The organism is Aeribacillus composti (assembly GCF_031760945.1).
Classification (GTDB): domain Bacteria; phylum Bacillota; class Bacilli; order Bacillales; family Aeribacillaceae; genus Aeribacillus; species Aeribacillus composti.
Map to the genome: position 1 here is coordinate 467,356 of NZ_CP134501.1, position 20,437 is coordinate 487,792.

Annotated in this window: 16 protein-coding genes; 14 read left to right on the forward strand and 2 right to left on the reverse strand. The window is 38.9% G+C overall.

The window, feature by feature from the left end; all coding sequences use genetic code 11:
* Positions 1 to 43 precede the first annotated feature (43 nt).
* Positions 44 to 946: an AEC family transporter gene (locus tag RI196_RS02420; protein ID WP_063387889.1), complete on the reverse strand. Its 903-nt coding sequence runs from the start codon at positions 944 to 946 to the stop codon at positions 44 to 46.
* Between the two features lie 824 nt (positions 947 to 1,770).
* Here RI196_RS02420 and RI196_RS02425 point away from each other — a divergent pair.
* From RI196_RS02425 to srtD, 13 genes are all read left to right on the forward strand, one after another.
* Positions 1,771 to 3,132, forward strand: a complete 1,362-nt coding sequence (locus RI196_RS02425) for an IS4 family transposase (RefSeq protein ID WP_311066832.1) — start codon at positions 1,771 to 1,773, stop codon at positions 3,130 to 3,132.
* An 84-nt stretch (positions 3,133 to 3,216) separates the two neighbouring features.
* Entirely contained in the window at positions 3,217 to 3,621 is a 405-nt protein-coding gene (locus RI196_RS02430) for a transketolase C-terminal domain-containing protein (protein ID WP_311067317.1), read from the forward strand.
* A gap of 101 nt (positions 3,622 to 3,722) precedes the next feature.
* Positions 3,723 to 4,934, forward strand: a complete 1,212-nt coding sequence (locus RI196_RS02435) for a dihydrolipoamide acetyltransferase family protein (protein WP_311066833.1) — start codon at positions 3,723 to 3,725, stop codon at positions 4,932 to 4,934.
* A gap of 502 nt (positions 4,935 to 5,436) precedes the next feature.
* The gene (gene moaA / locus RI196_RS02440) at positions 5,437 to 6,459 is read left to right on the forward strand and encodes a GTP 3',8-cyclase MoaA (protein ID WP_375338780.1); all 1,023 of its coding nucleotides are present in this window, start codon (positions 5,437 to 5,439) and stop codon (positions 6,457 to 6,459) included.
* 146 nt (positions 6,460 to 6,605) lie between these two features.
* The gene (locus RI196_RS02445; protein ID WP_066246947.1) at positions 6,606 to 7,871 is read left to right on the forward strand and encodes a molybdopterin molybdotransferase MoeA; all 1,266 of its coding nucleotides are present in this window, start codon (positions 6,606 to 6,608) and stop codon (positions 7,869 to 7,871) included.
* Positions 7,872 to 7,895: 24 nt separating this feature from the next.
* A complete protein-coding gene (locus tag RI196_RS02450; RefSeq protein ID WP_311066834.1) occupies positions 7,896 to 8,519 on the forward strand; it encodes a nucleotidyltransferase family protein in 624 nt (207 codons plus the stop codon).
* Positions 8,520 to 9,441: 922 nt separating this feature from the next.
* Entirely contained in the window at positions 9,442 to 10,386 is a 945-nt protein-coding gene (locus RI196_RS02455; protein WP_311066835.1) for a metal ABC transporter solute-binding protein, Zn/Mn family, read from the forward strand.
* Between the two features lies 1 nt (position 10,387).
* Positions 10,388 to 11,149 carry a metal ABC transporter ATP-binding protein gene (locus RI196_RS02460; protein ID WP_063386349.1) on the forward strand — a complete coding sequence of 254 codons (762 nt, stop codon included), beginning with the start codon at positions 10,388 to 10,390 and terminating at the stop codon, positions 11,147 to 11,149.
* Positions 11,127 to 12,047 (forward strand): metal ABC transporter permease, encoded by a 921-nt coding sequence (locus RI196_RS02465; RefSeq protein ID WP_066246943.1) that lies wholly within the window; start codon positions 11,127 to 11,129, stop codon positions 12,045 to 12,047. Before RI196_RS02460 ends, RI196_RS02465 begins: the two co-directional genes overlap by 23 nt.
* Positions 12,048 to 12,049: 2 nt before the next feature.
* Positions 12,050 to 12,937: a metal ABC transporter permease gene (locus tag RI196_RS02470; RefSeq protein WP_066246941.1), complete on the forward strand. Its 888-nt coding sequence runs from the start codon at positions 12,050 to 12,052 to the stop codon at positions 12,935 to 12,937.
* A gap of 112 nt (positions 12,938 to 13,049) precedes the next feature.
* A complete protein-coding gene (mntR, locus tag RI196_RS02475; RefSeq protein WP_063386346.1) occupies positions 13,050 to 13,487 on the forward strand; it encodes a transcriptional regulator MntR in 438 nt (145 codons plus the stop codon).
* 124 nt (positions 13,488 to 13,611) lie between these two features.
* Positions 13,612 to 15,021: a processed acidic surface protein gene (locus RI196_RS02480; protein WP_130158068.1), complete on the forward strand. Its 1,410-nt coding sequence runs from the start codon at positions 13,612 to 13,614 to the stop codon at positions 15,019 to 15,021.
* A 1-nt stretch (position 15,022) separates the two neighbouring features.
* The gene (gene srtD, locus RI196_RS02485; protein WP_311066836.1) at positions 15,023 to 15,664 is read left to right on the forward strand and encodes a class D sortase, LPxTATN-specific; all 642 of its coding nucleotides are present in this window, start codon (positions 15,023 to 15,025) and stop codon (positions 15,662 to 15,664) included.
* Positions 15,665 to 15,884: 220 nt separating this feature from the next.
* Here the strand turns inward: srtD and RI196_RS02490 are convergent, their stop codons facing one another.
* Positions 15,885 to 17,261, reverse strand: coding sequence for an amino acid permease (locus RI196_RS02490; protein ID WP_066246937.1), 1,377 nt, complete (start codon positions 17,259 to 17,261; stop codon positions 15,885 to 15,887).
* Between the two features lie 533 nt (positions 17,262 to 17,794).
* On the opposite strand from RI196_RS02490, the gene RI196_RS02495 reads away from it, so the two are divergent.
* Positions 17,795 to 20,224: a PBP1A family penicillin-binding protein gene (locus RI196_RS02495; protein ID WP_311066837.1), complete on the forward strand. Its 2,430-nt coding sequence runs from the start codon at positions 17,795 to 17,797 to the stop codon at positions 20,222 to 20,224.
* The last annotated feature ends 213 nt before the right edge of the window (positions 20,225 to 20,437 follow it).

Genomic DNA, 20,437 nt, shown 5'->3' on the forward strand with positions numbered 1-20,437 from the left:
ATTTGAGCTGCCGTTCATGTAATGCTGCTCGCTCGTTTCTTTTTTAAGAGAGCAGCGCAAGCAAGAGCGGCACTGTAGCAATGCTGGCCAGCGTCGTGGTTAATGTGCTGAATGAAACTAAATCTGGTTCTGTTTGAAATTGAACAGCAAACATTGTCGTGTTGGCTGCAGTAGGCATAGATGCTAGAATGATTAAAATTTTTGCAAGCAAGTCTTCAAGCGGAAGACAAAGAATAATACCAATTGAAATAATAGGCGATATGATCATGCGAATGATAAAGATGGAAGCGACGTCGCCAGCTTTCACACTTTTTAGCTGGATGTTGGCGAGCTGCATTCCGAGAATGACCATAATGGTCGGAATCGTTGCATCGGCAATCAAACCGACAGGCTGCATGATGAAATCAGGCACCGGAACATGCAGGATTTGAAGCAAAATGCCGGCAGCTGAACCATATAAAACGGGCATTTTCACTATTTTCATAAGGGCGCTTTTTATGCTGCTGTCTTCTTTGCTGCCAATGGCAGCGTAGTAAAGACCGATCGTATTCATTAAAAAGGACTGGATAACCATCATGATGACTGCATAATCAAAAGCAGTTTGACCAAAAACAAACAATATAATTGGGGCCCCATAGTTGCCGCTATTCATGAAAACAGCTGATAACATCATGGCAGACTCTATCGATTGCGGCAATTTTTTTAATTTACTTACAATTTTTACGATAACCATTAATATGAAACATAAAAGCAAGCAAAATATAAGAATATAAAAATAATCAAGTGTAATTTTGTTTGTATAAAATGTCCGGAAGACAAGAAACGGATACATTAAGTATGTCGTCATGACCGAAATAGATTTAATGTCAAAGCCAATTGTTTTTTGCCCTACATATCCGACTGCAAAAATGATAAAAGCCGGCAATACAATCAGTACAAATTCCATAACCTTTTCACCACTCTGCGTAAAATGAACAAACAATAGAGCATTGAGCAGATGCCCAATGCTTTATCACGTAAAGTTAAAGCTGAAATATGAAAGCACGCCAATTCTTTTTTAGATAGTTGCAAAGTTCAAATCGGCTGCCACCTTGCCTGTTCCGTCCATATTCTTCTTACACAAAAGGATAAAATACCATTCTTCCAAAAATACCCAAAAATTTGAAAGCCCAATTGTTGAGATCACTGTATTAAATTGGTATAAGCAACATCTATTTCAAATAATAAAGCAAAAGCCCAGTTATTAGCAACAAATTTAATAAATTTAAAGATTCACAGAAGAAAGCCGAATAAAATGTAAAAGTTATATTGGTAAGGAAAATGGGAAAACAACTTTATTTTTTTAACGGAACGTTATCATACTCTTATTTTTATGTCTTTGAAAAGTGGATGGGAAAAATTTCTAAAACAAATTGCATGATATTTTCCATCTTTAAGATTTTTGTCTTATCACCATATTCTATTTGATCCTGCACAATTTGACGTACTCATCTCTCCTAATGGTTGGTTGCCTGAATTAAGCAAGAAATTTAATAATAGTAACTTCATTTAGAATTTATAGAAAATAATAAAAATTATATTGACATAAAAAAGGTCTTTTTTATTAAACTCAGCTTTCGCAGTCCAAAATCTTGTTTAAATGCTTGATGTAAATGGTTTTGGGAAGTACAAAATTATCATTTGACATTTTTTAAAACATAAAGAAAGACACCTATTCTTTTGGTAAAATATTGGTGACGAAACCAAATCCAAAAGAAAGGTGTCACCTCTATGATAACGAATAAAGACTACTTTGCGCAATTACCAAAAGAAATTAAACAAGGATTTTCCGAATTAAATATTGGATATCATTTAAGAAAAGCGAATATTACGAAACTTTCCGGGTATTCTTGTCTTACTGTTTTCAAACTGATTTTTCTTTTAGTCTTCCAATATAAGAACTGGTTTCGTGCTTTTATGAGTAAACGATCTCAGGATCTGCCCGGAAAGGATACAGTCTATCGCTTTTTAAATACACCAACCTATCATTGGAGAAAGTTTCTGCTTTCATTAAGCAGTGAAATGATCCGTCTGCTTCAACCATTAACTTCAAAAGATCGTGTCACAGCTTTTGTGATTGATGATTCTGTCTTTTCAAGAAACCGTAGTAAGTCGATTGAACTGTTGGCTAAGGTTTTTGATCACTCTACCCATCAGTACTTGAAAGGGTTTCAAATGCTTACCCTTGGCTGGACCGATAGTTTTACTTTTATTCCCGTTGATTTTGCTCTTCTAAGTTCACCGAAAAAGGAAAATCGCCTGCAAGAAATCAATCCCAATATTGATAAACGAACATCTGGCTATAAGCGTCGCCAGGAAGCTCTGAAATCAAAACCGGACGTGGCTTCAGCTTTACTTGATCATGCGCTTGAAAAAGGGATTGTAGCTGACTATGTTCTCATGGATTCCTGGTTTACACAAGCGCCTTTAATTGAGAAGATTACGAACAAAGGGTTATTTGTCATTGGCATGGTGAAGCAATTAAAGCAGCGATACGTTTACAATGGTGAACGTTTCACACTGAATCAACTTTACAAATTGGCAAAACCTCACATGGGTAAAAAAGACATTCGCGGATCCGTTTATGCTACTTTAGACAATGGAATTCCAGTAAAAATTCTATTTGTACGAAACCGTAATAAACGGAGCGAATGGCTTGCCATTCTCAGCACAGATACAACATTAGAAAATGAAGAGATCATTCGTATTTACGGCATGCGTTGGGACATTGAAGTCTTCTTCAAATGCAATGAATCCCTTTTAAATTTAGAGAAAGAATTCCAGGGACGTTCCTACGACATGTTAATTAGCCATACAACCATTGTTTTTACACGATATATTCTCATTGCTTGGCAAATGGGAAAAGAGGAGGATCCTAAGACGATTGGCACCCTTTTTTACATCCTTTGCGAAGATGTAAAAGACATAGATTTTATTACTGCCCTTCAATCACTTATTGACCTTTTCCAAACTTTGGCGGAAGCCGAGGTTTCTTTGAACATGGACATCTTTAAAAATCAAATGAATAAATGGTTGTCCACTATACCTAATTATATCAAGCAATGCTTAAATATTTCTGTGTGCGAAAGTTGAGTAATTAAGAAATAAAAAAACAGAGGAGGCGAAAAAGGAGAAGTTCCGGAAGAGGAATACACGATTCCTTTAGGAAAGGCGGATATTAAAAGGTCTGGAAAGGATGTTACGATTGTTACGCTGTCAAGAATGGTACAGTTTTCGCTTGAAGCTGCAAAAGAATTAGAAAAAGAAGGAATCGATGCTGAAGTAATTGATTTGCGTACTCTTGTTCCTCTAGATATAGAAACAGTTAAGGAGTCAGTAAAAAAGACGAACCGAGTAGTTGTTGTGCATGAAGCGACTCGTTCTTACGGCTGGGGAGCTGAAATTGCTGCCAGAATTCAAGAGGAGGCTTTTGATGATCTGGATGCACCGGTACAACGAGTGGGGGCGGAAGATGTTCCTGTTCCATATAACTTAAATTTAGAAAAAGAAATGCTCCCACAAACGAAAGATATCATTCAAGGAGTAAAAAAATCTTTGTATTTACAAATGGAAACAGTGTAATGGCACAGTACAACAATTATTTGAAAGCATTTTGATAAATAATTGCAATTTATATATACAAAAAGATGCTATCTATGTGTTATGACGAAGGAGGAAAAAAGGTGCGGCAGGAAATTGTACTTCCTAAATTGGATTCATCAATGGAAGAGGCTCGTATAGTTTCATGGGAGGTCAAAATTGGTGATACCATTAAAATAGATGACCCAATTTTAATTGTAGAAACTGAAAAATCCAGTCTTGAGGTTGAATCAGAAGTAGAGGGAACGTTAGAAGAAATTGTTGTGGATGAAGGTGAAACTGTACCAGTAGGAACTGTTCTTGCATATGTATCGAGTGGTAAACATTCCACCGAACAAAAAGGCAGCTCCGATCATAATCCTGTAAAAGAAGAGAACATCTCACCAGGAAAGACTGAAAGAATCCGAGTTTCTCCAGCAGCTAGAAGACTTGCAAAGCAGCGCGGAGTAGATCTAACCAAAATTAAAGGCTCGGGACCAAGGGGAAGAGTGATTCTGAAAGATGTGGCGGAAGCAGCTGCAAATGTAGTGAATCAAAGTGTTAAAACAGAAAATAAAGTCATAGCATCGATACATGCTAAAGGGAAAAGGGTTAACCTTACAAGTATGAGAAAAACGATTGCGCAGCGAATGACCGCAAGCTTTATGAATGTTCCTCAATTCCAAATCAAGAAAAGAGTCGATGTATCATCCATTGTGCAATTGCGGCAGGCAGTAGTTTCAAGCATTGAACATTCGGCAGGCGTTCGTTTATCATTTAATGATTTTCTCATACAGGCGGTGGCTTTAACATTGAAGAAATTCCCGAGGGTAAATGCCTCATTCATAGATTCTGAAGGAGATCCTTATATTTTGGAGCATGAAGATATTAATATTGGTCTAGCGGTTGCTATTGATGACGGTTTAGTTGTTCCCGTCATCCATCAGGCAGATCAATTGTCCTTAATCGAGATTGCAGAAAAAAGAACAGAATTGGTTGAAAAAGCGAGAAAAGGCTTATTGAAGCCTGAAGAAATGCGTGGAGGAACTTTCACAATCTCCAATCTTGGCTCAGTTGGAGTTGACGAGTTTGTGGCAATCGTAAATCCTCCTGAAACCGGCATCTTAGCAGTTGGAAATATAATAGAACAGCCTGTTTTAACGAATCGTCATGAAACTTTGATAAAGCCGATGATCACATTAAATGCTTCATTTGATCATCGTACAATTGATGGCGCCTACGGTGGAAGATTTCTCGCTCAATTATGTGATCAACTGCAATCAGATCAATGGAATATCTTTTCAACAGTAAAATAATGAAATCATTAGGAAGTTGCCATGATGAGCATTCGAACATTAAAACAATTTTTCTGAGAAGGACATTAAGCAAAGCTTTTAATCAAGCTATCTTTGACTCTGATCTGAGGAGCAGGAGCTGGTGCACACCGAAAATATTGTCTGAAGATTTAGAATGACTAGACATAATTTTCAACTTGATAGAAACATATAATAGGATTTCCGGCCATCTCCTTTTTATAAACCAAGGTCAGCAGGTTTTATAAGCAGTACCGGAGACAGTACCAGAGTATCACTCGTTTTTGAAAATAAGCTTGCTTGAAAAATTGAAACAAATGACGGAGTTTTAGATGGAGTCTTCTCCATCCTCCGCCATTTATATTTTTAGGCGGTAACTAAAAAACGAGTGAGAACTGATTCATCAACGCCTGCATCAAAAAGTTTCAAAAATTCGGAACAACTTGAAATTTTCATGAGAAGCTTTTTCTCCAAAATAATGTTAGCATGATAGGAGAGTGTAAAAATGGGCAATATGAACAAAATAACCGATACCCTTCAGCGTCCTCTCCGTGATTTGCGCATTTCAGTTACTGATCGGTGTAATTTTCGCTGCCGCTATTGTATGCCAGCGGAGATTTTTGGTCCTTATTTTCAATTTCTCAAAAATGATCAGTTGCTCAGTTTTGAGGAAATAACTCGACTGGCTCGCATTTTTGCCTCACTTGGCGTCGAGAAAATTCGCCTATCAGGGGGAGAGCCGTTGCTGCGCAAAGAGCTGCCGAAGTTAATTGAAATGCTCGGTTCTATAGAGGGTATTTCTGACATTGCTTTGACTACGAACGGTTCTCTTCTTGCCAAACATGCGAAAGCGTTAAAGGACGCTGGTCTTCACCGTGTCAACGTTAGTTTGGACAGCTTAGATGATAAAGTTTTTCGCCAAATGAACGGCGGCCGCTGTGACGTCAAAACAGTTCTTGAAGGGATTGAAGCGGCCGCAAAGGCAGGTATGAAGGTGAAAGTGAATATGGTTGTACAAAAGGGGATCAATGATCAGGACATTGTGCCCATGGCGCGTCACTTCCGCGGGACCGGACATGTTTTACGCTTTATTGAATTTATGGATGTAGGAAATAGCAACGGCTGGAATCTTACACAAGTGGTATCTAAGCAAGAAATTTTCGAACGTGTGAACGCTGAAATGCCGTTAGAACCAATCCCGTCCAATTATTTTGGAGAAGTAGCCTCTCGTTATCGCTATCGCGGCACAAATGAGAAAATAGGCATTATTTCTTCCGTAACGGACTCTTTTTGTTCCACGTGCACAAGAGCTCGACTCTCAGCGGACGGCAATCTTTACACCTGTCTATTTGCCTCGCAAGGGACAGATTTGCGGGCGCAGCTCCGCAGCGGGGCAAAGGATGAAGAAATTAGGAATCTCATTCAGGATGTTTGGAGCCGTCGAGCTGATCGTTACTCTGAAGAAAGATTTAACAATACAACGATGCCGAACAAAAAGAAGATAGAGATGTACTATATTGGAGGATAAAACAGATCGGGGGGAGAAAAGAACATATATTTCTGCTAATCGCTATGATAACAACGAAATTGTCGGTCGACTGAAGGGACAAAAGAACGTATTTTTCAACTAATGAAAGGCGCAGGATCATTTCAAAATATACAGGTGGTGATTGCATGTTATATATCCCGAATTCTTCCCCTATCCCATTTGAAGAAGCACAACGTCTTATTCTCTCTGTGATACGTCCCCTTCCGGTTATTACCATACCTCTGTCTAAAGCTCTTGGGTACTATCTAGCGGAAACGGTAAGGGCTGATCACGATGTCCCTATGTTTGACCGTTCCACTGTAGACGGTTACGCTCTGCGTGCGGAGGATGTGATCAATGCCAGCGCTTCTGACCCGGTAAAGCTGAAGGTTTTGGAAGAGATTCCCGCTGGATATTTACCTCAACAAAAAATTACCCAAGGTACGGCCAGCCGCATTATGACGGGAGCACCTATCCCCGAAGGTGCAAACGCAGTCGTTATGGTAGAGAAAACTGAGAATGCAATGGAAGATAGCGAAAGCGTTTTGGTTTATCAATCGGTTAAAATTGGCGACGCTATTGCCAAAAAGGGACAAGATGTTGAAGAAGGGAAGGACGTCCTCACACAAGGGACGCTTTTAGGACCAATTGAACTGGGTCTGCTCGCTACATTCGGGATTGCATCTGTTGCGGTTTATGCGAAGCCTAAGGTTGGTATTCTTTCAACGGGAAGTGAATTATTAAACGTAGACGAGCCGATCGTCCCTGGAAAGCTTCGTGACAGTAACGGCGTAATGCTGGCCGGTCAAGTGAGTCAAGCAGGAGGTGAACCGGTTTATTTCGGGATTGCCCCGGACAAAGTAGAAGAGCTAGAAAAAAAGATGCTAGAGATTCTACAGCAGGTGGACATTTTAGTAACAAGCGGAGGCGTGTCCATGGGCGAATATGACTTCCTTGGAAAGGTATTTGAAAAAATTAATGCGAAAGTGATATTCTGGAAAACATTAGCTCGCCCTGGAATGCCAGTTTTGTGCGGAGTATGGCAGGATAAGCCGATTTTTGCTTTGGCAGGAAATCCAGCTTCGTCTTACGTCAATGCACATCTTTATGTGCTGCCTGCTATACGCTATATGAGCGGTTCTAAGGATCCGCTGCCGAAACGGGTAACGGTTGTATGTGACGAGGCAATTGAAGGGAAGCAAATGCTTCACACCCGGTTTTTACGAGGATTAACGTACGTTTCCCCAACCGGTGAACTAAGAGTGAAAATATCAAAGAAACAAGCTTCTAATGTTCTGTCCAGCTTTCTGGAAAGCAATTGTCTCGTTAAAGTGCCTGGGGGAAAAGGATTTAATGCAGGTGAGAAAGCGGAAGTGTATTTGCTGGGTGCGGTTGAGGAATTGAGACAGTGACAATGAGTCTGGGGGAGAGATGGTTTGAAAAAGGTTGGAGCAATTATTTTAGCAGCCGGAATGTCAAAACGGATGGGAAAACCTAAGCTGTTATTATCTCTAGGTGGGAAGCCATTATTTCGCTACTCTGTGAACACCGCTACCGCAGCTGGCTTAAAACCAATTGTATTGGTCGGCGGCAAACATATCGAAGAGCTGCGCAAACACACATCTGATTTAACAGAAATAGAAATCATTGAGAATCGGGATTATGAATCCGGCATGGCTTCCTCTCTTAAAGCAGGGATTCAGGCTTTAAAGGGACGAACGGATGCAGTCTTCGTATTTTTGGCAGACCAGCCCTTTGTACCTCCAATAGTTATAACTAAATTACTAGAATCTTATGATCAATATCGAAAAGAAGGTGTCCGCATTTTCCGCCCTAAGTATAATAATGTGCTTGGACACCCTGTATTGTTTGATGCTGAATTATTTGATGAATTTGAGCAAATTCAAGGTGATGAGGGAGGAAAATCAGTTGTCCAAAAACATTATTCCAGCTTAATGGCTGTACCGTTTGAAAATTCAGAATGGGGATTTGACATTGACACCACAGAGGATCTGCTCAAACTAAAAAGGATTGCGCCAAAATATATTAAACAAAAATAGGGATAACAATAGTTTCATTGTTGTCCCTTTTTAAATTTGTGTAACGGTCGTTGTACTTGAAGAAGTGCGTGGTCTTTTTCAATCAAGAATTTCCCGGTTCAACAAGATTGACCGAGACTTTAGAAAATTTATTGCAGGAGTCCCATATTGAAATCGATAAACAAACAGCTCTGATGGGATCTATATATAATTCGTATCTTAATAAGGCTCTTTATGATTGTTGAGAAAATTGTATCTTAGTTATCCGGTATTAGAAATAACAAGCAAATCCTTCCTTGATCATCATTCATTAGGATACTTGTGCGAGTGTTCCTCATCTCTTTGCACCGCTGAGTACGAATGCGGTTCTTTCATTTCGTTTTAATTTCTCCCGTTCATTCAGATAGTTTATACTTGACAGTTTCTCAAAAATGGTATTAAATTTGCATTAAGGAAAAATATATGCAATAACAACAAAATTTAAACTCAATAAAATAAATATGTGTGAAGGAATTTTTTTTAACATAAAGTTTGCCCTTAGGCAATATTTATAACTATGGTAAAAAAGTAGGTGAAGGAATGGAAAAATTTCCTATTTGTGCAACATGAAGCCGGCAACTTTCTGTAAAGTATTAAGCCAAACGGTAAGCTGAATGGCGAAGCTGAAACAAATCAACTAGCGAAATGAAATTCATGTCTGTAAGTGTTTTGGTATTTATTCATTGATTGCGTTTTTTCAGTTTTGTTTCTTCTCAGGAATAAAAACAAATTGAGGTTACATATAGGAGTTTTCTATAAAAAACGGACAATGTTTGATTCCTGAATTCACAATTTGCCAGAATGGTTGTCGATATTTAATAGAAATCGTTCACCAATAAACTAGAGAGATGGGCTGACTTAAAAATCAAATCAATTCATAAAAATAAAAGGAGAGTGCGAAAAAATGAAAAATGTTATGAAAAAAATGGGGTGCTTATTCTTAATTAGTGCCTTGCTGGTGTTAAGCGCGTGTAGTTCTGGACAAGAAGCATCCAAACGATCAAAAGATGGAAAAATTAATGTCGTCACAACGATTGCACAAATTGGCGAGCCGTTGTCTGTAATCGGCGGCGATCGTTTAAATGTCAAAAGTTTAATGGGGCCGTCAGTAGACCCTCATTTGTATAAGGCTACTCAAAGTGATATGGAAACTCTTGAAGAAGCAGATATCATTTTTTACAACGGATTGCATTTGGAAGCGAACATGGTTGAAATATTTGAAAAGATCTCTGAATCAAAACCTGTTCTTGCAGTCGGTGAAACCATTCCTGAAGAATCTCTTTTAAAGGATGAAAAAGGGGTAGTTGATCCTCATATTTGGTTTGATCTGGACCTTTGGCAGCAGGCATTGGATGCTGCGGTTGAACAATTAAAAGAATTCTCTCCGGAAGACGCAGATTATTTTGAAGAAAATAAAAAGAAATATTTTGCTAGATTAGCTGATTTGAAAAAAGAAGCCGAAAAGCTTGCGGACATTCCAGAAAGTCAAAGAGTTCTTGTCACAGCGCATGATGCTTTCGGATATTTCGGACGAATGCACGGCATTAAAGTAGTTGGTCTTCAAGGACTTAGCACTGATTCCGAAATCGGTATTACAGATATTCATGATACGATTGACATTATTAAAAAGTATAAAGTTCCTGCCGTATTTATCGAATCAAGTATTAATGAAAAATCGATCAAGGCTGTCATAGAAGGAGCGAAAAGTGAAGGAATTAACGTTACATTAGGCGGGGAGCTTTACTCTGATGCAATGGGTGAGGAAGGAACAGAAGAAGGAACTTATATAGGAATGTATCGCCATAATATCAATACGATTTATGAAGCATTAAGCGAAGGAGGAAAATAGCATGGCTGAAGCAGTGCTTCAAGTAGAGAATCTGTCCGCTTCCTATCGAAAAAATACAGTGCTCTTCGATGTGAATTTTGTAGTGCAGGCTGGTTCGCTAGTGGGAATCGTCGGTCCGAACGGTGCTGGAAAGTCGACGCTTTTAAAAACAATATTAAATCTTCACCCTTCCTTAACGGGATCAGTGAAATTTTTCGGATTGCCATTCAACAAGGTCCAAAAAAGGATCGGTTATGTACCACAGCGAGGTTCGGTTGATTGGGACTTTCCAACAAACGCATTGGATGTTGTCACTATGGGACTATATGGGCAAATCGGATGGCTGAAGCGGCCATCCCGATTGCATAAACAAAAAGCATTCGAGGCCTTGGAAAAATTAGGGATGGCTGATTACGCTGACCGTCAGATAAGCCAGCTTTCTGGCGGTCAACAGCAGCGTGTGTTTTTAGCACGCGCATTAGTGCAAAATGCCGACTTGTATTTTATGGACGAACCGCTGGCTGGTGTTGATGCAGCAACAGAACGCGCTATTATGACATTGCTGAAAGAATTAAAAGCTTTAGGAAAAACGGTCATGGTCGTGCACCATGATTTGCAAACAGTAGAAGATTATTTTGACCATGTTCTTTTATTAAATCGCACCGTCATTCAGTACGGAAAAACGAAGCAAATTTTTACTAGAGAAAATATTTCGCGAACTTATGGAGGAGACTTGCGCTGGTTGAGAGAGGAGAGTCTTCATGTTCACAATCCTATTAAATAGCAACACACAATGGGTGTTATTTAGCACGATGATTTTTGGGATTGCTGCAGGAACAATGGGCTGTTTAGCCTATTGGAAGCGGCAAAGCTTAATGAGCGATGCCTTAGCTCATGCAGCATTGCCCGGTGTTGTGATCGCCTTTCTTCTACTTGGAGAAAAAAACTTATTTGTCATGATCATTGGAGCATCCATCAGCGCTTTGATTGGAGCATCATTTATCCAATGGATACGTTCATCAACTAGAATTTCGGCAGATACGGCGATGGGAATGGTGCTGTCTATTTTTTTTGGCTTAGGAATCATGCTCCTGACAGTTGTGAATCGGACGTCAGGCGGAAATCAGAGCGGTTTGGACAGTTTTATTTTCGGTCAGGCCGCCTCGATGGTCAGATCAGATGTCACTACAATGTTAATCCTAGCTTTGGCGGTTATTTTGATTGTATTCATTGCATTTAAAGAATGGAAAATATATCTTTTCGATCCGGAATTTGCAAAAGGATTAGGACTGTCACTTAAATGGATGAACGGATTATATACAACGATTCTTGTCACAACGATTGTCATCGGGATTCAAGCTGTAGGAGTTATTTTAATTGCCGCCCTGCTGATTATCCCGTCAGTAAGTGCCCGCTATTGGACACAGTCTTTTCAACGGATGATTATCATATCAGCTCTGTTTGGGGGAGCGGCTGGAGCATTAGGAACATTCATCAGTGCATTGGGAAGAGGATGGCCTACAGGACCTTTTATCGTCATTGTGGCGTCCGCGCTGTTTTTCTTATCGCTTTTCTTTGGCAAAGAGAAAGGGATTCTGGTCAAGTATTTACAATTGAAAATGCAAAAAAGATTAGTGAATATTCATACCAGTAAGGCCTTAAGAACAAAAGGGGTAGAATAACCATGACTTATCATGCTATGTGGATTATCGTAACTGCTTCTTTAGTAGGGCTGTCCTGCGGCTTAATAGGTGTATTTCTGATACTCAGGAAAATGGCGATGATGGCTGATGCAATTAGTCATACGGTTCTGTTAGGAATTGTCATCGCTTTTATTATTACACGTGAATTAAGCGGAACTCATATGCTCATTGGTGCTATATTTGCAGGACTATTGACAGCTTTTTTAGTGCAGTGGCTTCATTCTTTAGACGTTCAGCAAGATGCAGCAATAGGAATTGTGTTTACGACGATGTTTGCTATTGGCGTTATTTTAATAGCGACTTCTGTAGGAAATGCACATTTAGATGTTCAACATGCTTTAATGGGGGAAATCACCTTTATACCTTGGAATAAAATTTCACTTCCTCTAATTGGCGAGGTTCCGAAGGCTACAGCATTGCTGGCTCTCGTTTTGTTTGTTGTTTTATTTGTTCTTGTCGCTTTTTATAAAGAATGGAAAATCACTTCATTTGATCCTGCGCTTGCTGCCAGCTTAGGGATTCCTGTTTTACTCATGCATTATGTATTCTTATGCTTAGTATCGATCACGACAGTTGCTTCTTTTGATGCGGTCGGCGCAATTATGGTCGTTGCGATGTTAATTACTCCAGCTGCCTCGGCTTATCTTTGGACAGATAGACTTTCTATTATGCTAGTATTAAGCGGATTATTTGGCGTAATATCTGCTGTAGCGGGCTATTATATAGCAGCTTGGGTCGACACTTCTATTTCTGGCTCAATGGCATTTGCCACAGGATTAGTGTTTTTCATAAGCTTTTTGTTTTCTCCGAAACATGGATGGATTGCGAGATATTTGCGATTGCATAAAACTGTAAAAAAGACAGGATGAAAATCGGCTATTAAATTGTCTTTCATAACGGTTGATCTCCTCCATACGCTTGTCTTATGGTGCTTTTATATAGTAAACTTTGTATGATGAAGATATTAATGGAGGATAACCAATGCCAACCCCGAGTATGGAAGACTATATTGAACAAATATATTTGCTAATTGAAAATAAAGGCTATGCGAGAGTGTCGGATATAGCAGAAGCGTTATCTGTACACCCTTCTTCCGTTACAAAAATGGTGCAGAAGCTCGACAAGGATGACTACTTAGTTTACGAAAAATATAGAGGGTTCGTCTTAACGCCGAAAGGAAAAAAAATCGGAAAACGCCTCGTCTACCGGCATGATCTGTTAGAGCAATTTTTGCGGATTATTGGCGTCAAAGAAGAAAACATCTATCGCGACGTGGAAGGAATTGAGCACCATTTGAGCTGGGATGCTATTGACCGAATAGGGGATCTGATTCAATTTTTTGAAAAAGATAAAAGTCGAATCATAGAATTGCAGCAATTGCAAAATTTGAATGAAGAAAATGAAGAAAACGACTTCTAATTTAGAAGTCGCTTTTTTTGTGCATGTAAAAATTTTTGTAAAAATTGTAAAAATTTTGTTGATTGATTCGTTATTCCTATTTATAATTTTCTCAAGAGATATAAAAAAAGAGGAAAAGAGGATTATGATGAAAAAATGGGGATTCATATTACTAGCTTTTATTTTGTGGATAGGAGTGATGCCAAAGCCGTCATCAGCTGCACAACAAGCATCTTTTGAGAAAGAACTGAATCAATATTTAGAGGAAGTAAGTAAACAAAGAGGTTTCAAAGTTACAAGAGAACATATCGAATTTTCGTTAGCTCAATATGAAGAAAAGATCGAAAATTTTGATTCTGTTGAAGAACTTCGTGATTTTTTAGGAGAGGTCATTCAAAAAGATTTAAGCAATTTAACCGAAATATATGACGAATTTAATTTAAATGAAGCCAGTTTACGCCAGCTGCTTCAAGAACACGGTGAAGATCTAGATGAGTATGTGTTTGTAGAAAATTTGTATGATGCCGTCATGCTTTACATAGAGCGTGATCCAAATTTTGATAAAAATTTGCAAGACTATTTGGCGAAAATTAGTAGTATTAGAGGATTTCCTGTGACGATTGACCATATTAATAGATCTTTGAGTTTATATGAGAGAAAACTGGAAGACTTTAAAACCGTTAAAAGTTTAGAAAGATTTTTAGGAGAAGTTATTAAAAAGGATTTAAGCAATTTATCCTATATTTATGATGAATATGATTTAAATGAAAAGGAGTTGCGCCAGCTGCTTCAAGAACACGGAAAAAAATTGGAGGATTACGTTTTTCTAGATGATTTGGAAGAGGATGTTATAACATTTTTAAGTGAAGAATGGGATGCTGGTGTAGAAGACGAGCTCCTTTACGATTTATTAACGGTTTTTGAGCAGGAATACGGATTGACAAAAGAAGAAATCGAGCGGTTAAAGAACCATTTGCGATCAATTGAAGAGCATCTTATGAAAGAAGAGACAATTATAGCTTTGTTGGACTTGGCGGATCGGATGATGGCTTTTGAAGGGTTTGATGAAGCGACAGAGCTTACGAAGAGCCAAATCGAGGAGTTAATTTCGATTTTTAAAGATTTTCAACGTATTTTTAAAATTAAAGTTACATTTTCCCTTGTAAAAGATGGGTCTGAAAAGGAGCTTTCGCTGTTTGATCTATTTAACTTGAAAGAATTGATCAATGCAAAATTGAAAATCAACATATACAGTGAAAGTGGAGAATTTTTGGCTGATCTCCTCATTACCGGAGAAATCGTTGATTCAGATACGTTACATCGAACTGGGCAAACGATTCGTCACGGCGCTCAAGAAGCCAAAAGTGTGAAACAAGAGAAAAACGTTTCGCAAAAAATAGAAAAAAAGCTAAAAGCTGTAAAGGACAATGAGCATAAAACAGTAAAAGGTGCAAAATTGCCGAAAACAGATTCCGGCTATGGCATGAATGCTATTGTAGGATTGTTCATTGTTTTAGCGGGATTTTTAATTTTTAGGCAAGCAAGGAAGGTTTAATATGCTGGAAACTACAAAAAGAAGCAGCCGAAACAAGCGGTTGTTTCTTCTTTTCTTTGCATCAATGATTATATTAGCCGGCCTATGGTTTTCAGCCGCAAATAGCTATAAACTTTTCAAAGGAATGCTACTGCCTATGACCCATTCTGAAACGAAACAGAAGGCGGAAGCTGCACAGCCGGCCCCAGAAAAAAATATGAAGGCAGAAAAGGTTTTATATCCGACACGACCTAAAATTGGGGAGCAAATAGGAGAGCTGTTTATTCCAAAACTAAATGCAGTACTTCCGATATACCATGGAACGAACGAAGAAGAGCTTGAAAAAGGGGTCGGTCATTTTGCAGGAAGCGTATTGCCAGGAGAGGCAGACAATTCGGTTCTTTCCGGTCATCGCGACACCGTGTTTCGTAGGCTAGGGGAAGTAGGAAAAGGAGACGAGTTAATCGTCACAACTTCAGCTGGAGAATTTACTTATAAAATCTATAAGGTTCGGATCGTTGATAAAGACGACCGGACCGTGATCGTTCCGAAACCGAGGCCCACGTTAACTGTCAGTACATGTTATCCGTTTCATTTTATCGGCTCCGCGCCGGAACGATACGTGCTCGTAGCATATCTTGTTTCCGAGAAGTTGAAAAAATAATCTGTTATCTTGACCTATCATAATGTTTCCAATTCCCGTCTTCCGGTGGGAAAACTATCATAAAAACGGCTTTAGCCCTGTGTTCTAAAGGGCTAAAGCCGTTTATAATCGACTGTCTGACAGGGGAAGGTTTCCCCCCTAAAATTTGTTATCATGTGCATTTTTCAAGACACTGCATTTTTTTGACAGAGTTACGAATGAGTCTTTTAATGTCCTTATTTTACGGACTTTCTACCATATCCTTGTTATTTTTATCGCTTTTTTCTTTTCTGTTTTTATTCATAAAAGAAAATATGGTGAGCAGTGCTAAGATGACAAGGCAAACAGTAGAACCGATCATATTTTTCTTATTAAAGATAAAAGAGAAAAAGATGACCAATAATGAAACGGTGGCTACTATCGTTGTGTATGGGAACCATTTTACTTGGAAATATGGTTTCTCCTTATACTGAGAACGAAGCTTTAGCTGAGCCAGACAAATGCTTGTCCATAATAAAATAATCGTAAAACCAGGTATCGTCATTAAATAGCTGATGACTCGGTCTGGAGTCATATAAGCTAAAAATACCCCAAATAAAATACAGATAGCCGTAACGGTAATACAGTTGATCGGTATTCCTTGTTTGGAAATCTTTAAAAATCTTTTTGGCGCTTCACCGCTTTGAGCCATGGAATATAATGTTCTGGAAGTTGCGTAAATCCCTGAGTTCGCCGCTGATAAAACAGCAGTAATAAGGACAAAATTCATAATATGAGCGGCTCCAGGAAGACCTGTGATGCTCAATACTTGGACAAATGGACTGTCTTCCCCTGTCACTTGATTCCACGGCATTAAACCACAAATAATAAGAATAGGAAGCATATAAAAGAGAATAACTCTCCACATCGTTCCTTTAATGACTTTTGGCAAAACCTTTTCTGCATCTTTTGTTTCTGTGACCGCAACACCGATTAACTCAGCCCCGCCGTATGAAAACATGACAACTAAAAAGGCGCTTAACATTCCTCCAATTCCATAAGGAAAGAACCCGCCGTGTGCCGTGTAGTTAGAAAAAGGATCATCAATATTGCTCGGAATAATTCCAAACAAAATGCCAAAGCCTAATAAAATGAAAGCGATTAATGCGAAAATTTTAATTCCTGCAAACCAAAACTCAATTTCACCATAGTACTTTACTTGAAACAAATTCATTCCAATGATTAAAACCATACAAAGGAGGCTTAAAAGCCATAACGGTACGGTTGGAAACCAATATTTCAGAAAGCTTCCTGCTGCTAAAATTTCAACAACGGTGACAACAATCCAATTGATCCAATAAAGCCATCCTACAATAAAGGATATATGGAAGCCAAAAGCTTTATAAACAAGATGCTGAACGTTTAAGTTCGGATAAACAATCGCCATCTCAGCCAGTGCCGTCATGACAATAAATAATAAAAGGCCTCCTAATAAGTAAGCTATTACAACACTTGGGCCGGCAATATTTAATGTATCTGAGCTCCCTTTAAAAATTCCTGTTCCAATCATGCCTGCTAGCGCAATAAACTGAACATGTCGAGGTAATAACCCTTTTTTTAATGTTTGATCTTTTTCCATGGTGTTCATGCCTTTCTGTCCATTATGAAAAATATACTAGAATAACTGGCAGCATACTTTTTTACTTAATCGCTTTTCAGGTTTTACGCTTTTCTGCGTTTAAGTAAAAAAATAAATATGTTTCTAGTATATAATATTCTTTCGATTCATCAAAGAATAATGAAAAAACTCATTGCTATAAAACTGTTACAATTTATGGTTAATAGCAATACTCTTGAACTTCGAAGATATTTACGGAGAAGATAAGGTCGATTCTTCCTCTATTTAGTAGGAACTTATTACGATCTGTTCGATAAAACACTTACTAAATGAAGAGGAATGTTATGAAGGTCCGCAAATCTTTTTCAAAACAGGGGTACTATTCTAAAAAGTGTTTTATTTTAAGAGTAGTTCAAATAAGTGTTATAATTTTTTTGTAAAAAAAATTGTCTGTTGCCGACAAATTCCACCACAAAAATCTTCTCGACATCCGTATAATCTTAATCATGTATTATTTATAGATTACCTTCTATACAGGTTAGGAGGAGACGGAAATGGGAGATCAATATCAGACGCGTATGGAGAAACGTCAAAAAAAGAAATCAGCTTCTAAAAAATCTCCGCTCATAAAAATCATGACAGCCTTTATTCTTGCGATTATCGTAATGATGACTGCGGGCGGTATCGTGGTATTGTCTTACATTATAAGCGCCCCTGCACTAGACCCGAAATTACTGAAAGATCCGTTATCCTCAACCGTTTATGATATGTATAATGAAAAAGTGCGAGATATTTCAGGAAGCGAACATCGGAAAATCATCAAAATCGAAAATATACCGAAAAATGTACAAAATGCGTTTATCGCAACAGAAGATGTGCGGTTTTTTGAGCATAATGGAATCGATTTTAAACGAATCGCAGGTGCAACCGTTGCGAATGTAAAAGAAGGATTCGGCGCTGAAGGCGGAAGTACGATTACCCAGCAGGTAGTCAAAAATTCATTCTTAACGCCTGAAAAAACGCTCAAGCGAAAAATACAAGAAGCTTACTTGGCTGTTCAGTTGGAACGACGCTACTCAAAAGAAGACATTCTTGAAATGTATTTAAATAAAGTGTATTTCGGTCAAGGAGCATATGGGGTTGCGACAGCGGCAGAAACATATTTTAACAAATCCGTGAAAAAGCTGACGATTAGTGAAGCGGCGCTGTTGGCGGGGCTGCCGCAAAGACCGAGCGAATATGATCCATTTAAAAATCCGGATTTAGCTGAAAAAAGAAGAAATATAGTATTGTCGTTAATGAGGAAGCATGGTTTTATTACCGAAAAAGAAGAGCAAGATGCGAAAGCGATCCCGGTTGAGAAATTATTAAAGAAGAAAAAAGAAGGGCCGAAATATCAAGCGTTTATCGATCAAGTCATCAAAGATATTGTTGATGCCGGAATATCGGAAAAGGATATCTATACGGGCGGTTTAAAAATTTATACAACCCTTGATCCGGAAGCTCAAAAATTTACAGAAAAAGTGCTGACAACTGATCAATACATTTATTATCCAGACGATCAGTTCCGGGCAGGAGTCGTGCTACTTGATACACAGACTGGTGCCGTCAGGGCAATTGGCGGAAACCGCAACTCAGATCAAGAAATACAAAGAGGTTTTAACTACGCAACACAAACGAAAAGACAGCCAGGTTCGACGATTAAGCCGATCTTGGATTACGGCCCGGGAATCGAACATTTCAAATGGTCTACATATAAACAGTTCATTGACGAGCCGCTCACCATCCATGGCAAAGAAATCAAAAACTGGGACGGTCAATATCGCGGCAGTATATCGATGCGAAAGGCGCTACAATGGTCTTACAATATACCGGCTGTAAAAGCATTTTTGGAGGTAGGGGAAGACCGGGCAAAAGAATTTGCGGAAAAACTCGGAATCCCGCTCGATCAGATCTATCCTTCATATGCGATCGGAGGCTTTAATAAAGGTGTGTCCCCGCTTCAATTGGCTGGGGCGTATGCCGCTTTTGGAAATGAGGGCGTTTATCATAAGCCTTTTACGGTAAGGAAAGTAGTGTATCCAAACGGTAAAGAAATCGATCTTTCTTCCAAACCGGTGAAGGCGATGAGCGACTATACCGCCTACATGATGACCGATATGTTGAAAACCGTCGTGAAAGAAGGAACAGGGCGACTGGCGAACATCCCAGGACTTCCGCTAGCAGGAAAAACAGGAACAACCAACTTGCCGGAAAATATACGAGGAGATGGAACATCTGATGCCTGGTTTGTCGGCTACACGACTCGTTATGCGGCTGCGGTTTGGACGGGATACGACCAGACGACTCAGGAAACGTATGTGACAAACGAGAAGGCGAAGATTTCAAGACTTATTTTTAAAGAAATCATGTCTCACGTTTCTGAAAAAATAGAAACACCTGATTTTGAAAAACCGGACAGCGTCGTCGAAAGAGTGGTTGGCGGCCGAACTGAATTATTTGTAAGGGGAACTCCAATCCCAGCAATTCCAAAACAAAAAGAAAAGGATAAAAAAGAGGATCAAAAACAGGATCAAGTAAAAGATAATGAACAGGAGCAAAAACAAGAAAAGGAAAATCAGGAGCCAAAAGAAGAGAACAATCAAAATGACATGGATAAAGAGCAGCAAGAAAATTCTGAGGACAACAAAGAGCAGCCTGAAGATAATAAAGAAATAGAGCAGCCAAATCAGCCTCCTGCCAATGAACAGCCGCAGCCACAACCGCCAGCTAACAACGGCAGCGACCAAGGAAATGGCCAAAAACCACCAGGAGGAAATAACGGAACTGACGGATCAAATAATAACGGAAACGGCGGCTCGAATAGCAACGGGAATGACAGTGGATCAAGCAGTAATAATGGTCCAGGAAAAGGAGCTGGCACAACCAATCCGAACGGAAAATCACAATCTGAAAAGCAATCAACGGATAACGGCAGTCCATAAACAAAAGGGTTGAAAAAACCTACTAACAATAGTAGTGCAGACCACGGCCATGGTTTGTGCTGCTATTTTTTTGTAGAGATGAGAAAGTTTGTGTTCATTTAGGAAAAAACATATAGCTTGCAGCAATTGTATACGCTTTTATCGACTTCAAATTTGATATAATTAGAGCAATCGGATCTGTGTCAGCAAAGATTTATAGAGGTGATTTTCAGA